Genomic DNA, 14,583 nt, shown 5'->3' with positions numbered 1-14,583 from the left:
CCGGACCCCTGGCCCCGGCCCTCGTACCGTCCGGCGTCACGTCGCCCGTCCCTGTCGACTTCCCTGGCCCTGGCCCTGGCCCTGGCCCTGCGCCGGTGCCGGTGCCGCGCCCGCCCGCCGGGCTCCGTGGTCGCGGACGGCCCAGGTGAAGGCGACGGCGCCGGCGAGTGCGAATTCCGCCGCCACCAGCAGCCAGCCGGACCCGTAGCGGCCGCTCGCCGCGAGGAGGCCGAACAGCGGGGGACCCACGGCGAATCCGGCGAAGAAGCCGGCCGCGACCAGGGCCGAGTCCTGGCCCGCCCGGCCGGGGGCGGCGCGCTGGATGACCAGCACCATCGAGACGGCGTTGCCGGAGACCGCGAACACCCCGACGGCCACGGCCCCGGCCCACACCAGCACGGGCGCGGCCGGCGCAGCCCCCAGCAGGGCCGCCGCGCCCAGTGCGCCGCAGGCCAGCCAGCCCGGCAGCCACTCCGCCCGTCCGGGCCGGGCCGCCTTCGCCCATCCCACCCGGCCGGCAATGCCCGCCACGCCCAGGACGGCGACCAGGGCGCCGGCCTCGGTCGGGCCCATCCCGAGCGCGCGGACGCCGTACAGGGCGAGGTAGGTGTTGACGGAGGCGATCGCGGTGCCCAGGAAGAGCGAGAACACCGCCAGCCAGGCGACCATGCCCCGCGGCACGTACGACGTCCGGACCCCGGCCTGCCGGGGAGGCGGGGGCGGGTCGGACGGAAGGGCGCGCCACGCCCAGAGTCCCGCCAGCAGCGCCGCACCGGCCGCGGTCCACACCGCCGCCCGCCAGCCGAGCCCGCCCGCGAGCGCCGCGAGCGGCAGCCCGGCCGCGAACGCCCCGAGCTGCACACCGGACTGCTTCAGCCCCGTCACGGCGGCGCGCCGGGCGGGCGGGACCGCGGCCAGGACGGCCTTGTTGGTGGCGGGGTTGGCCAGAGCCTGCGGTACTCCGCCCAGCGCGACCGCGCCGAGCAGCAGGCCCGTACCGGGGGCGGAGGCGATGAGGGCGAGCGCGGCGGCGGCGACCACCAGCAGGGTGACCAGCGAACGCCTCGGCCCGATGCGGTCCACGATCCGGCCGCCCAGCGGGGACAGCACGGCAGCGGTCCCGAACCCGACCGTGGTGGTGAGGCCGAGGACCGCGGGCGAGACGTCCCAGGCCTCCACCAGGCGCGGGCCCAGTGCCCCGATCAGGAACAGCTGGAGCATCGAGAACGCCATGGCGCAGGTGAGCAGCGCGGTGAACCACCGGCCCGCCCGTCCGTCCGCCTGCGGCGGCGGAAGCGCCGCCGTCCTCTCTGCCGCCACTGGCGTCTCCCTCTCCCGGATGGTGGTGTCGTCGACCGGCCGGGAGAGACAGTCGCGCCGGGCAACCCGCCGGTTCCCGGCATCCGTTGTGCGCTGCACCACACCGGCGGGACCGCCCGCTGCGAGCGAAATGCCATAGTGGGAACGGGAACTTGTCACTTCACGCGCTCCCCGCTGCGCAGCCCGGACGGCTGATGCAAGGATGAGCCCGCCATGACACCAGGCCACTGTTCCCGAGCCTTACGGGCTGCGATGTTCGCAGCCGTCTGCGTGCTGCTCGCGGCCACCGGCCACATCCTGACCTCGGGCATGGCGGTGCCCTGGTGGGCCGTTGGCACCGCACTGGGCGCCACGGCGGCGACCGCCTGGGCCCTCGCCGGGCGGGAGCGCGGACTGCTCGCCGTCACCACGGCGGCCGTCGGCGTCCAAGCCGCGCTCCATGCGGGATTCTCCCTGGCCCAGTCGGTTCTCCACCCGTCGCTGCCGGACGGAACGTCCCTGGCCCGCCAGTGGGTTCAGTACCTGACGTGCAGTCAAAGCAGTGGAGGCGGTCGAAGCGCGGCGCCGACCGCTGCCCAGCCGCCGCCGCCCGCCGGTTCCCACGCGCACCACCACGCCGTGGACTCCCCGGTGGATTCCATGCAGTCCATGGACTCCCTGCAGTCCGCGCACGCCGTGCACGAGATGGCCGGCAGCGCCCACGACATGGGCGCCCTCTCGCCGACCGGCATGCTCGCCGCCCACCTCCTCGCCGCCGTGCTGTGCGGCCTGTGGCTCGCGCACGGCGAGCAGGCGGCGTTCCGTGTCCTGCGCGCCCTCGCGGGCTGGCTCCGGACACCGCTGCGGCGGCTCCTCTTCAGGACGCCGTCGACACCGCACCGGCCCACGGTCCGCGTACGCCGCGAGCGCCGCAGCCGCGCGCTGCGGCAGCAGTTGCTCGTCCACGCCATCACCTCACGGGGTCCGCCCGCGGGAACCGCTGTCCTCTGACAGACGGTTCCCCGAGTGCGCGTCCGACGGCTTGCCTGCCGTCGCGCCTCGGGCATCGGCCCTGCCTCCGGCAGGCCGTACCTCCTTCACCGGCGCCGCCGTGCGCCGGACACCCCTTGCCCGTAAGGACCTGTGGCGATGACTCCTGCCCTGACTGCCCGGCACACCCCCGACTCCGACGCTGCCGTGACCCGGCTGGCCCTCGAGGCCCGCGACGGCGACCCCGTGAAGGCCGACCGGTTCGTACGCGCCCTCCAGCGAGACGTGTGGCGCTACGTGGCCTATCTCAGCGCCGACACCCAGGCGGCCGACGACCTCACGCAGGACGTGTTCCTGCGGGCCCTCGCCGCCCTGCACCGGTTCGAGGGCCGCTCATCCGCCCGCACCTGGATCCTGTCCATCGCCCGGCGCACGGTCGTGGACAGCCTCCGCCGCGCCGCCGCCCGACCCAGGCTGTCGGACCGGCACGACTGGGAGACGGCCGCCGAGCACGCCCAGCCGTACGGCGTGCCCGGCTTCGACGACGGCATCGCCCTGGCGGAACTCCTGGCCGCGATCCCCTCCGAACGCGCCGAGGCCTTCGTCCTGACCCAGCTCATCGGCCTCTCCTACGCCGAGGCGGCCACCGCCGTGGGCTGTCCCGTGGGCACGGTCCGCTCCCGGGTGGCCCGTGCCCGTATCTCGCTCGTCGCCCTCCTGACGGACACGGAAGCGGACACGGCGGCGGGTGCACCCGCCGCCGCGCCGGGCCGCACCCTCGTCCCGCAGACCCCGGCCGGGCTCGGGCGCGGTGCCGACCGGACCGCGTCACTCGTCTGACCCCGCGCCGCAGGCTGATCCGGCCTGACCCGGAAGGCAGGGCCTGGGGAGTGTCGTCAAAGTGGCGTCGTCCGCCCGGAGCGCGGGGTCGGCGGGGTCTGGTGCGTGCGATCGCAAGGCGGAGGAGGGAGCCCGTGCGGAGCATCGGCGACCGACGACAGCTCGGCCTCCGAAGGCCTGCGCAGCCGAGCCGGGACGGAGCGAGCGTGCGTGCCAGGCCCCCCCGACCCGGGGGCACCTCCCAGCGGTAGCCGGGGGAGGGACTTCGACGACACGACCTAAGCGACGGCGGTGGCCCAGGACTCGGTCGGCGGGGGGACGAAGAAGTACCCGCCGCCGACGGTCAGCAGGTACTTGGCCATGGACTCGCCCGCCAGGCGCTTCTGCACGGCCTCGAACCCGGTGGTCAGGTCGCGCTGGAAGCAGCTGAAGAGCAGGCCGGTGTCCCCGTCGCCCCGGTCGTACGCGTAGCTGCGGCGGACCAGCGGCGGGGGTGTGCGGCGGTCGGGGGCGGCGAGGCGGACGTGGGAGTCCAGGGGGGTGATCCGGCCGCGGGGATCCGTGGCGAAATCGGGGCGTTCGTCGCCCGGCGTGCCGTCCAGCCAGCGGCCGTCGCGGCGGCGGCCGATCATCCGTTCCTGGTCCTCCAGCGGGTCCTCGTCCCACAGCGCGGTCGCCAGCCGGACGATCCGCACGACCTGGTAGCTGCCGCCCACGGCCCACTCGGGCTCGCCGTCGCCGCGCCGTACGAGGGCACGGTCGGCGGTGCCCCGCTCCCCCTCGGGGTTGCCGAACCCCTCCGTGAAGTGGAAGGGGTTGCGGGTCAGTCCGCGGCCCTGCCCGGTCCGGCTGGCGGCCCGGTGCCCGGCCATCCGCCAGCGGACCCGCCATCCGGGCGCCGCGTCCAGCACCCGCCGGACGGACTCCCGCACCGCGGCCGCGTCCCGCCCGCCGATGTGGAGCAGTACGTCGCCCTGCGTCCGCGCGGGGTCGAGCAGGTCCCCCGGGTACGACGGCATCACCCGCAGGTGCCGGGGCCGGGCGCGGGCGGCGTCGCCGAACACGGAGGGACCGAACGCCACCCCGCCGTCCCCGGCCGTCTCCCCGGCCACGCTCCGGACGAGGGCGAGGAGCGCGTCGCGCCGTACGCCGTGCCCGGCGTCCAGCGCGAGCAGCTCGACCCGTACGGGCGGCTCCTCCCCGCGCAGCTGCGCGGGGAGGTCTCCCTCCGCTGCCCCGGCTCCCGCCCCGCCGGCGCTGCACGCGGCGGCGCCGGCCCCGAGCGCGATCGCCGGCACTCCGGTCAGCAGCGAGCGGCGTCTCACGTGCCGTCGGCCTCTCCGGCGACCGCAGCGGCCTCCCGCAGGAGACCGTCCACCACCGCCTTCCACTGCGCGCCGTATCCCGCCTCCCGCCACAGGCAGTGGACCTCGGAATCCGCCTCGAGGGTCCTGGCGAGCGCGGAGACGACCAGCGGGAAGAACGAGGCCGGCAGCTCGGGGACGGCGCCGGCCAACCCGACCTCCTCCAGGACGTGTTCCCGCCCGTGGAGCCGTGCGAGGGCGAGGGCGGCCGCGGCCACCGCCGGCTCGCCGACCTCGCGGTCGAGGTAGTCCCCGGCCTCCGTCAGGGCCGCTGCCGACAGGGCCTCCCGCAGTGCGTCCACCACGTCGTCAGCGGCCAGTTCGCCCAGTTCGTCGCAGAGGTCCAGGGCGAAGTCGTTCTCGAACGGCCCGACACCGGAAGCGCTCACGTGCCTTCCTCACTTTCTCAGTTCACCCGGTCGAGGAAGTCACGCGCTGCCTGCATGTACTCCCCGATCCTCGGATTGTCGAGGGCGATGGCCCGCTGCCGTGCCAGGATCGGCGAGAAGGCGTTCTCCGCCAGCTGCTCCAGGCCCCGCCGGACGGCCCTGCTGTCCGACCGGTAGAGGATCACCGGCTGGAGGCCAGGATAGGTGCGGGCGTGCGACGCGAGGCGGCTGCGCAGGTTCGAGGCCATGCCGGTGCGCATCACCGTGCCGTTCTGCGACACCAGCGCGTACACGCCGCCCTTGGGAAGCCGGCAGCCGCCGGCGTTGTGGACGAGGACCGGGGTGTCCCCCGCCACCACGTAGTAGGTGTGCAGGTCGTCGACGGTGAGGTTGTAGACGGCCGCGGTGGCGGTGCGGTGGCGGACTGCCGAGATCTGGACGTGCGTGCCCGCCGAGGTGCGCAGCCACTGGCCCTCGAGGAGGGTTCCGGCCTCGGCCCATTCGCCCGCCTCGGGCAGCCAGACGGGGTGCCCGGCCGTGGCGGTGAAGGAGTCCCTGCCCCCGTCGGCCGTGGACAGCGTCAGGTCGACCAGTTCCTTCTGTCCCGATCCCCTGATCAGTGCGGTGACTTCGCGGGGGACGCTCGCGCCGGATTCCGGATCGGTCGCCAGGACCCGGTCGCCGGTCCGCACGTCCTCGATGGGCTTGCGGGAACCGTCGGCCATCAGGACCGGCGTGCCCTCGGTGAAGCTGTTGGGCACGGCGCAGGTGGCAGCGGCGCGCTTGAGCCACTTGCCCGCCGCGAACAGCGGTCCGAGCATGCCCGTCGCGCAGCCCGTGAGCGCCGACATGCCGACCTGGCCCCAGTCGACCTTCCGGCCCGACAGGCGCTGCATGCCCCAGTCGGACAGTCCGTCCATGACGCCGCCGGCCAGGCAGCCGACGAGCAGGGGGTTGTTGCCGGAGGGGTCGGTGTAGGTGGTGGGGGACGACAGGGCGTACTGGTAGAGGTTCGGGCCGCCGTCGTGCCCGATCGGGTCCTGCGAGACGAACCGGCCGGTCTGCGGGTCGTAGTAGCGGGCGCGGAAGTAGAGGAGGCCCGTGCCGTCGTCCTCGCGCCCCGTGAAGGTGTACGGGTTGGTGGTCGCCGCGCCGCTGCGGGCGGCCCGGCCGTTCGGGTCGTAGGAGTACCGGGTGGCGACCTTGCCGTCCGGGTCGGCCAGGCCGACCACGGTGCCGAGGGCGTCGGTCAGGTAGACCTGGGTCTTGCCGCCGGAGGTCCGGGTGAGGAACTGGTCCAGTCCCGAGGTCGCGACGGTGGCCGAGGCCGTGCCCGTGCCCGACTGCTCGACGAGCGGGTTGGAGCCGTCCGTCAGGAACCGCTGCCTGGCGGTCCCGACCGTCTTGGCGCTGCGTGTGCCCAGCGGGTCGTACGCGAAGGACGAGGCCTGTCCGGACTTGGCCAGGCCGGTCAGCCGGCCCTGGGCGTCCCAGGTGTAGCTGCGCAGGCCGTCGGTTTTGAGCTGGCCGTTCTTGTCGTAGGTCAGGCTGCGGCCGGAGAAGCGGGTGAGCCGGTTGTCCTTGTCGAAGACCGATCCGGACTCGGCCGCCGGCAGGGCCACGCTCGCCAGCGTGCCCGTCAGGCGGGACTGCCGGCCTGCGGCGTCCCGGGTGTACCGGAGGTCACCGATGGCGGTGGCCCCCTTCTTGTACGCCAGCGAGGTGACGGCGCCCGTCTTGTCGTAGCCGGTGCTGCGGGTGATGCCGCCGGGCAGCGTCGCCACGGACTCCCGGCCGGCGGCGTCGAGCGTGAAGAGCACCGATTCGGTGCCCGTCCTGACCGACTTCAGGGCCGAGGACTTGTCGTAGCCGTAGACCGTCCTGACTCCGGCGGCCGTCATGGTCGCGCGGCGGTCGGCCTTGTCGTAGGTGTAGGCGACGGTGCCCGTGGGGCCGGTGGTGGAGCGCAGGAGGCCGTGGGCGTCGTAACGGAAGGACTGGGTACCGGCCTTGCTGTCGGTGATCTTCTCCAGCAGGTCCACCGCGTCGTACGTGTACGTGGCCTTGGACTCGGCGACGCCGGCCTTGACGCCGTACGCCGTGGCCGTGGTCCGGCCCAGCAGGTCGTACCCGGTGGTCGCGACCTGGCCCTCGCGGTTGGTGCCCGAGGTGATCCGGCCGGCCTTGTCGTACCCGAACACCGCCTGCCCGCCGAGCGGGTCGGTCGCGGTCTTCGGCCGGTCGGCGTTGTCGTAGGTCCACCCGGCCGCGTTGCCGCGGGCGTCGGTGAACCGGGTGAGGTTGCCGTTGGGGTCGTAGGCGAACGCCGAGGCCCGGCCCAGCGGATCGGTGACCCGGGTGGGCTGGTTGAGCGTGTCGAACGCGAAGGAGGTGCGTGCTCCGGTCGTGTCGGTGAGGGCGGTCGGGCGGCCGGCCGCGTCGGTGAACTGGCCGGTGGTGCGGCCCAGGGGGTCCGTGACCGACACCAGGTCGCCGTGGCTGTACGTGTACGTCGTGACGGCGCCCGACGGGTCCTTGGCCGTCTGCCGCTGGCCCGTGGGCAGGTGGGTGAAGGTGCTCACCCGGCCCTCGGGGTCGGTGGTCCTGTCGACGTTGCCCGCTGCGTCGTAGCCGATCAGCGTGGTGTTGCCGGCGGCGTCGACCACCTTGGTCGGCTGGTCGAAGGGGCCGTCGTAGGTGGTGCTCCCGGTGCTCCGGGCGTTCGCGGTGCCGGCCAGTTCCACCGAGCTCGTCAGGTGGCCGTTGGCGTCGTACTTCAGGTCCGTGCGCCGCCCGAAGTGGTCGGTGACCGCATCGATCCGGCCGTACGCGCCGCGGGTGTACTTCGTCGTGCGCGCCAGGGGCGAGCCGTGGGCCTGCGTGTCGGAGAGCCCGAGTCCGCCTGCTCCGAAGACGACCCGGCGCACCGCCCCGCCGGGCTGGGTGACCTGCACGGACGACGTGCCGCCGGCCCCCGTGGCGTAGGCGAAGGAGTACGCCGCGCCCTCGGGCAGCTTCTGGGTCCTGACCCGCCCGTCGGGGTGGTAGGTGTTGGCCAGGTAGGTGATCCCGCGGGCGTCCCTGGCCGTCGCGATGCGGTTGCTGTCGCCGTCGTAGGTGTACGTGAGGACCTTGCCCGCGGGGTCGGTGACCGTCGCGAGCCGGCCGGCCTTGTCGTAGGTGTACGAGACGGTGCGGCCGGTGTTGTCGCGCGCCTGGCGGACCCGCTGCTCGTAGTCGTACGTGAAGGCGATCCAGCGCCCGCCGGGGGCGTCGACGCGGGCGACGGGGCCCTTCTCGTCGACGTTGCCGCCCATCCGGGTCACCTTGGTGACGTTGCCGTGGCGGTCGCGGATCTCCCTGAGCGGCGAGTACCAGGGGAAGTGCCAGGAGGTTCCGTCCCGGAAGCGCAGCACCCACTGGTTGGTCCCGGTGCCGTTCTCGTGGGCGAGCTTCGCGCCGCGGAACTCCGAGGGGGTGTCGGTCGGTTCGAAGACCGCGCCGAAGGGGCTGCTGCCCTCCGACGTGCGCACGAAGTGGATCTTGGCGCCGCCCGGCAGGTGCAGGTCGACCTGCTTGTAGTACTCGATCGAGTGCAGGAAGGCGTTGTACGACAGGTCGCGGCCGATGCCGAAGGCGCGCTTGCCCTTGTCGCCCTGCCAGTACGTCCGGTTGACCTCGGCCGTGCCGAGGCCGCCGGACACGGCCAGGTCGGTGCGGGTGTCGGTCATCAGGCCGGTCGCGAGGTCGACCGGGTCGCCGGAGACCCAGTCGACGGCGTCCTTCAGCCGGCTGCGCTCGGGCGGGCTGACGCCTTCGAGGTTGAACATCGCGCCGTGGAAGGCCCAGACCCGCGTGCCGGGGTCGGGGACCACCTGGCGGCCGTCCGCGGAGACCCGGCCGTGCCCGTAGACGTACCAGCCCTTCTTCGCGGGGTCGTAGTCCATGAACTCGACCCGGGTGCCGGGGGCTTCACGGGTGTAGTTCGGGTAGACGACCCGGGCGCCCTCGGGGAAGACGTGGGTGCCGCCGGGCTGGACGGTGAAGTACACCGGCACGACGCCGTTGGCCGGCAGCGGAAAGGGCGGCCGGTCGATCGGGATGGCGGTGATGCCGAGCTCGGTGACGGGCTTCCCGTGCTCGTCGCGGACCACCGAGCCCTTGGGGATGCGGACTTCGAGCCCCGGGATGTGCGGGGTCTTCAGCACCACCTCGCGCTGGGCGGGGGCTTCGAAGCGGACGGTGTGCCGGGTGTCGAGCGGGGTCATCCACACCGGGAAGCCCAGGTCGGTGCTGCGGCCGGCCTTCGGTGTGATGCGGATGTCGAAGCGTCCGTAGCGGCGGCCGGCCGTGTCGGCGGAGGCCCCCTCGACCACGAGGGTCCGGGACTCCTCGTCGATGCCCGCGAGCAGGAAGCGCCCCCGGGCGTCGGTACGGGAGCGTACGGCGCCCACGCGGACCGTGACACCGGGCAGCGGGCTGCCGTCGAGCTTGAGCACGTGCCCGGTCAGTGCCGTGCTGCCGGCCGGGGCGCGCAGGGGGGCCGGGGCCTTCGGCGCGCTGCCGCGCCGGGTCGTCCAGTCCGCGCCGGCGAGCTGGGCCCTGGCGGGCCGCCAGCTGTCGGGCCCGGCCGGGTCGGTCCCCGGGGCTGCGGGGGCCTTGGGCGCCGCACCCGCAGGGGGTTTAACGGCGGCCGCGGCCGGGGTGGGCGAGAGCCCGAGGCTGAAGGTGCCCGTCCGGGCCAGGTACGGCGCGGCGGTCACGGTGTAGGTGCCCGCCTCGGGCAGCTCGGGAAGCCGTTCGGACGCGGTGGTGTCGTAGACGTAGCTGTCCTCGACCAGCCACCGTCCGTCCGGCCTGCGCACGGACAGCAGCCAGTTGTACGGTGACGCGCCCACGTCCAGGGTGAGCCGCTGCCCGGCCGTGCCGGTGAAGGTGTAGCGGGCGTTCTGGCCGGGGCGGGTGATCTCGGCGGGCCGCCGCTGCCCGCCCGCCGTCAGCTTGCCGCCCACCACGTCCGGCAGCAGGGTGGCGACGACCTTTCCGGTGTTGGGCCGGTCGGGGCTGACCCTGATGCGGTGGGTGCCGGCGGGCAGCGGGGCGCGCAGGTCCACGTCGATCTCGGTGGAGAGCGACATCGACCGGGACTCGGTGGTCCCGTCCGGGGCGTACGCGCGGACGGTCGAGGGCCCGAAGGTCGGCCCGTTCAGCAGCACGCTGACGCCGGCGCCGGCGGAGGCGGCCATCGTGAATTCGAGCGTCTGGCCGGGGCGGGTGAGGGTTCCGGTCTTGGGTGTGTTCGCGGCGAGCGCGACGGCCTTCGTCCCCGAGAGCCATGCGGTCGTCTGGCCGACCGCCACTCCCTCGGGGGTCACGGTGACGGCGTACGGGCGGCCGGGCTCGAGACCCGTCAGGTAGCTGATGCCGTCCTGCTTCGGGCCGACGTAGCCGAGGTAGCCGCCGCCGGGCCCGTACAGATCGAGCCTGCTGCTGGCCTCGAAGGTGTTGCCGGTCAGCGCGAACCCGGCGGATCCGCCGGCCGGGGCCTTGAACTCCACCCGCATCCGCTGGCCGGGGCGGGTCGCCCGGGCGGGCGCCGACGGGCCGTCGAGGGTCAGCGTGCTGCGTGCGTCGGCGGACAGGGTCAGGGTGGCGGAGCCGGTCTCGGCCTTGCTCGGGACGACGAAGACGGAGTACGTCCCGGTCTCCTTGAGGTCCTGCATCCGGATGGACTGCGCGCCGCCCGGGTACACCGTCTGCGTACTGCCCACGTCCGCTCCGGACGGGGCGACGACCCACAGCGAAGCGCTCCCCGTGAAGGTGCTGCCCGTGGCGGCGATGGAGACGTCGGCGCCCTCGGAGGCCTTGAACGTGGCGTGGATCCCCTGGCCCGCCCTGGTGGTCCTGGGGGTCGCGGGGGCCGCGGTCGTGGTCAGCGGGGGCACGGCCAGCGCCCGGGAGACGGTGACCTTGACCTTGCCGGGGTTGTAGCCGGTGCCGGACTTGACCAGCAGGGAGTACCTGCCGGTCGCCGGGAGGTTGCTCACTCCCCAGCGCGTGCGGCTCTGCGAGAGGTAGCCGCCGCCGTCCGGCACCGGTTTGCCCTGCGGGTCGAGCAGTTCGACGTACAGGTCCGACCGGTACGTCGACTCGGTGAAGCCGAAGCCGACGTGGTGGCCCTTGCCCCCGTCGAAGCGGACCTCGGCCATGTTGAGCGTGGCCGTGGTGCCCACCACGGGCGGTGTCTCGTCGGTGTACGAGGTCAGCGCCGTGGTCTCGATCTCACCGACGTGGCGGGTCACGTCGAACGGCGCCGCGGATACGGCGGATCCGTCCGGGGTCGTGATCTCGACCGGTGCGGACGAGGAGACCGCGGCGGGCGGGACCTTCACCTTCAGGGCGGTGGCGGTACGGGCCGTCACCGTCGCCAGGATCCCCTTGAACCGGACGGCGTTGTCGGCGGGTGCGGCCGCGAAGCCGGAGCCGGTCAGGGTGACGACGGTGCCGGGAGGTCCGGTGACCGGGTCCATGCCGGTGATCTTCGGCGGTACCGCTGCGGTGAAGGACTCGGCCGCGACGGTGCTCCTGCTGCCGACCCCGACGGTGACCTTGCCGGTCGCGGCGCCGGTGGGCACCTTGACGACCAGCTGGTTCGCGGTGGCCTTGACGACGGTGGCCGCCCGGCTGCCGAGGGTCACCTTGTTGCCGGCGGCCGTGGTGGAGAAGCCGGTGCCGGAGAGCGTGATGCGGGCTCCGGGGACGGCGCGTACCGGCACCACGGACAGCACGGACAGGTTCGTGGATGGGAACCGGTCCACGCCCAGCCGGTTGCCCGCCGCGTCATAGCGGTAGCGGGCCGTCTCCCCGGCCGGGTCGGTGAGGCCGGCGAGCCGGCCCGCGGCGTCGTAGGCGTAGACGGCGTCGTCCGTCGTGGGCGCGGCGGCGGCCGCCTGCTCCGGTGGCCCGGCCCTCTCCCCGGGCGGCTGCGGATCCGCGGCCGGGGCGGCGGCCGCCGCCGGCTCGCGGGTGGGCAGCGCCGCCTCGGCGGTCACCGCTCCCCCCAGCAGGGCCAGGGCCACTGCCCCGACCACCAGCACACGCGTGCGCGAACGCGCTAAAAGTCCAGCCCCCACTACGCCCTCCCCAGAGCGAAACGTCCTGCGCCCCCCGGCGCAGGAATGCTCACCCTAGGCGAACAGGCCTACAAACAGGGCCTGTTCGTCCGGCAAGTCGGGTAGACCGCCTCGCGAGGCCGGTGCGGACCGGGTGGAACACGGGACGCGAACGGGAACGGGACTCGATGACGGACACTCACACAGGCGAGCCGAAGGCGCTGCTGCACGCCGTGCTGCGCCTCTCGCGCCGCGGCGCCGTGACGGCCGCGGCCGTACTGGCGGTCGTGGCGGCGGGCCTGCCGGCGGCGGCCCCGGCCCATGCGGCGCCGGACTGCGCGGGAGCCGCCGGCGGAGCCCGGCCGGCCGGGGTGGCGCGGATACCCGACCGGGACGAGTCGGTCGCCGTCGACCGGCAGGGCCGGATGTTCGCCACCGCGTACCACTCGGGCCGGGTCTACCGCATCGACGTGCCCGGGAGCACTCCGGTCCCGATCACCGGGCGCGTCGGCGCCAACGGCGGGATCGTGGTCCGCGAGGACGGGCGGCTGCTCGTCGGCACGGGCCGGGTCCACCAGCAGCAGCCTCGACACGGCGGGGCTTCTCGGCCGGGAAGCTCTACCGGGCGGGGATCGACGGCGTGATCCACGAGATCCGCTGAGGCGCCCCGCGGCGGACGGAGGCGGTGCTCAGACGTCCGGGAAGGCGGGGTCGATCCCGAGAGCCGGCGCGATGGCGCCCCAGATCGCGGCCCGCGCGGTGGCGAGGTCGACCCGTGGGTCGTCCAGCATCACGCGGATGCCCAGGCCGTCGCAGAGGGCCAGGACCAAGGTGCTGAGCGCGGCGACGTCGCAGTCGGTGAACTCGCCCGAGGCGATGCCGCGTTCCACGGCGCCGCCGACCCAGGCGTGCAGCTGGTCGTACAGGTCGACGGCGAGGTGCCTGGCCGTCGGGTCGCGCTGCGCGCGTACCCACAGCTCCTGCCAGAGCTTCCAGTCCTGGCGCAGTTCCGCGTCCGCCGGCAGCATGCTGCGCAGGATGCGGGCCAGGACCACGGCGGCCGGCACCTCGCCGGCATCGGCGTCGGTGTCCGTACCGGTCTGGGCGAAGGAGTGCGTCATCGCCTCGGCGAACAGCTTCTCGCGGGTGTCGAAGTGGTAGTGCAGCAGGGCCTTGGAGACACCGGCGTGCTCGGCGACCTTGCGCATGCTGACGTTCTCGAAACCGATCTCGGCGATCACTTCGCACGCGGCCGTGAGGATCCGCTCCCGCGTCTCGAATGCGCGCTCGGCCTTGGTCACGTTGACTGCTCCCCGTGTCGGCGCCCGCAGGGCGGGCGGGTGGGTCCGGCTGCCGGACCCACCGGTCCATCATCCTTGCGCATTCCGCAGGCGGGTCACCCGGAGCCGGGCATCCCCAGCACGCCCGTGCCCCGCTTGACGAGTTCGCCCGCCACGATGAGGCGCTGGATCTCGGAGGTGCCCTCCCAGATGCGGTCGACGCGCAGTTCGCGGTAGAGGCGCTCGACGGGGTACGAGCGGTCGTAGCCGCGGCCGCCGAAGATCTGCAGGCACCGGTCGATGACGCGGCCGGAGGCCTCGCTCGCCGACAGCTTGGCGATGGCCGCCTTGGCGTGCAGGGTCTTGCGGCCGGTCAGGCCCTCGTCGGTCTCCCAGGCGACCTGGTGGGTGTAGGCGCGGTTCACCGCGATGTCCACGGCGCAGTCGGCCAGCATGCCCTGGATCAGCTGGAAGTCCGCGATCCGCGAACCGAACTGGCGCCGCTCCACGGCCCAGTCCCGGGCCAGCTCCAGGGCCCGCTCGGCGGCCCCGATCGTCCGGGCGGCGATCATCAGCCGTTCCTCGGTGAACCACGAGCGGGTGATGTCGTAGCCCTGGCCCGGCTCGCCGAGGACCGCGTCGTCGCCGACGTGCACGTCGGTGAAGGTGAACTCGGGGTGCTCGTAGACGAAGGTGTGCATCCAGCGGGGGACGCGGGTCATCTCGATGCCCGGGGTGTCCTTGTCGACGAGGAAGAGGGTCGGGGCCCGCTCCTCCCCGGCCGCGGCGAGCACGATCATGAAGTCGGCGTGGTCGCCGACGGTGACGAACCACTTCTCGCCGTTCAGCACCCAGCCGCCGGAGGTCCGCGTCGCCGTGGTCCTCAGGCTCTGCGGGTCCGAGCCCGCCTCCGGCTCGCTCACCGCGTAGCAGTCGCGGCGCCGGCCCCGGATCACGGGCACGAGGTACCGTTCGCGCTGCTCGGGCGTGCAGAAGGACAGGGCGTTGGCCGGCCGCCACACCGTGTCCCACAGCGCGCCCGTGAGCCGGCCGAGCTCTTCCTGCACCGTGACCTGTTCCAGGATGCCGAGTCCGGCGCCGCCCCACTCGGCGGGCATGTTGACGGCCTGCAGGCCGCTGTCGAGGACGGCGTCGCGGATCTCGGTGTGGGCCTGCGCCGGCAGGCCGTTGTTCTCCTCGCAGTCCAGTTCGTACTTCATGATGAATTCGGTGAGCGAGCGCGCCGTGCTCTTCAGCTCTTCCTGGCGGGCGGTGAGACGGAAGTCCATGTCCGTGGGTCCTCTGGGTC

9 protein-coding genes are annotated in these 14,583 nt (G+C 73.8%); 3 read left to right on the top strand and 6 right to left on the bottom strand.

Annotation, left to right across the window (positions count from 1 at the left end):
• Positions 1-36: 36 nt before the first annotated feature.
• Complete coding sequence (locus tag ACZ7H1_RS01050) at positions 37-1,320, bottom strand: MFS transporter (RefSeq protein ID WP_470782585.1); 1,284 nt, start codon at positions 1,318-1,320, stop codon at positions 37-39.
• A 252-nt stretch (positions 1,321-1,572) separates the two neighbouring features.
• On the opposite strand from ACZ7H1_RS01050, the gene ACZ7H1_RS01045 reads away from it, so the two are divergent.
• Positions 1,573-2,310, top strand: coding sequence for a hypothetical protein (locus ACZ7H1_RS01045; RefSeq protein ID WP_470782583.1), 738 nt, complete (start codon positions 1,573-1,575; stop codon positions 2,308-2,310).
• Positions 2,311-2,448: 138 nt separating this feature from the next.
• The gene (locus ACZ7H1_RS01040; RefSeq protein WP_470782581.1) at positions 2,449-3,129 is read left to right on the top strand and encodes a sigma-70 family RNA polymerase sigma factor; all 681 of its coding nucleotides are present in this window, start codon (positions 2,449-2,451) and stop codon (positions 3,127-3,129) included.
• A 278-nt stretch (positions 3,130-3,407) separates the two neighbouring features.
• Here the strand turns inward: ACZ7H1_RS01040 and ACZ7H1_RS01035 are convergent, their stop codons facing one another.
• The 3 genes from ACZ7H1_RS01035 to ACZ7H1_RS01025 are packed head-to-tail and all read right to left on the bottom strand — an operon-like array spanning position 3,408 to position 11,973.
• Positions 3,408-4,454 carry a Dyp-type peroxidase gene (locus ACZ7H1_RS01035; protein WP_470782580.1) on the bottom strand — a complete coding sequence of 349 codons (1,047 nt, stop codon included), beginning with the start codon at positions 4,452-4,454 and terminating at the stop codon, positions 3,408-3,410.
• Complete coding sequence (locus ACZ7H1_RS01030; protein WP_470782579.1) at positions 4,451-4,882, bottom strand: DUF4259 domain-containing protein; 432 nt, start codon at positions 4,880-4,882, stop codon at positions 4,451-4,453. The genes ACZ7H1_RS01035 and ACZ7H1_RS01030 overlap by 4 nt, the downstream gene beginning before the upstream one ends.
• A gap of 17 nt (positions 4,883-4,899) precedes the next feature.
• Positions 4,900-11,973, bottom strand: a complete 7,074-nt coding sequence (locus tag ACZ7H1_RS01025; RefSeq protein ID WP_470782578.1) for an RHS repeat-associated core domain-containing protein — start codon at positions 11,971-11,973, stop codon at positions 4,900-4,902.
• Between the two features lie 209 nt (positions 11,974-12,182).
• On the opposite strand from ACZ7H1_RS01025, the gene ACZ7H1_RS01020 reads away from it, so the two are divergent.
• Complete coding sequence (locus ACZ7H1_RS01020; RefSeq protein ID WP_470782577.1) at positions 12,183-12,638, top strand: hypothetical protein; 456 nt, start codon at positions 12,183-12,185, stop codon at positions 12,636-12,638.
• A gap of 45 nt (positions 12,639-12,683) precedes the next feature.
• Here ACZ7H1_RS01020 and ACZ7H1_RS01015 read toward each other — a convergent pair whose 3' ends face one another.
• Complete coding sequence (locus ACZ7H1_RS01015; RefSeq protein ID WP_470782575.1) at positions 12,684-13,295, bottom strand: TetR/AcrR family transcriptional regulator; 612 nt, start codon at positions 13,293-13,295, stop codon at positions 12,684-12,686.
• A 95-nt stretch (positions 13,296-13,390) separates the two neighbouring features.
• Positions 13,391-14,563, bottom strand: a complete 1,173-nt coding sequence (locus tag ACZ7H1_RS01010) for an acyl-CoA dehydrogenase family protein (protein WP_470782573.1) — start codon at positions 14,561-14,563, stop codon at positions 13,391-13,393.
• Positions 14,564-14,583: the final 20 nt, after the last annotated feature.

This window comes from Streptomyces sp. NPDC037401 (genome assembly GCF_055602345.1).
Note: the sequence above shows the minus strand (reverse complement) of the source record. Positions and strands in the feature narration are given on the sequence as shown.

Excerpts from the sequence above, each read along its gene's own strand:
- ACZ7H1_RS01045 (WP_470782583.1), top strand. The coding sequence starts at position 1,573 with ATGTTCGCAGCCGTCTGCGTGCTGCTCGCGGCCACCGGCCACATCCTG.
- ACZ7H1_RS01040 (WP_470782581.1), top strand. The coding sequence starts at position 2,449 with ATGACTCCTGCCCTGACTGCCCGGCACACCCCCGACTCCGACGCTGCC.
- ACZ7H1_RS01020 (WP_470782577.1), top strand. The coding sequence starts at position 12,183 with ATGACGGACACTCACACAGGCGAGCCGAAGGCGCTGCTGCACGCCGTG.
- ACZ7H1_RS01010 (WP_470782573.1), bottom strand. The coding sequence starts at position 14,563 with ATGGACTTCCGTCTCACCGCCCGCCAGGAAGAGCTGAAGAGCACGGCG.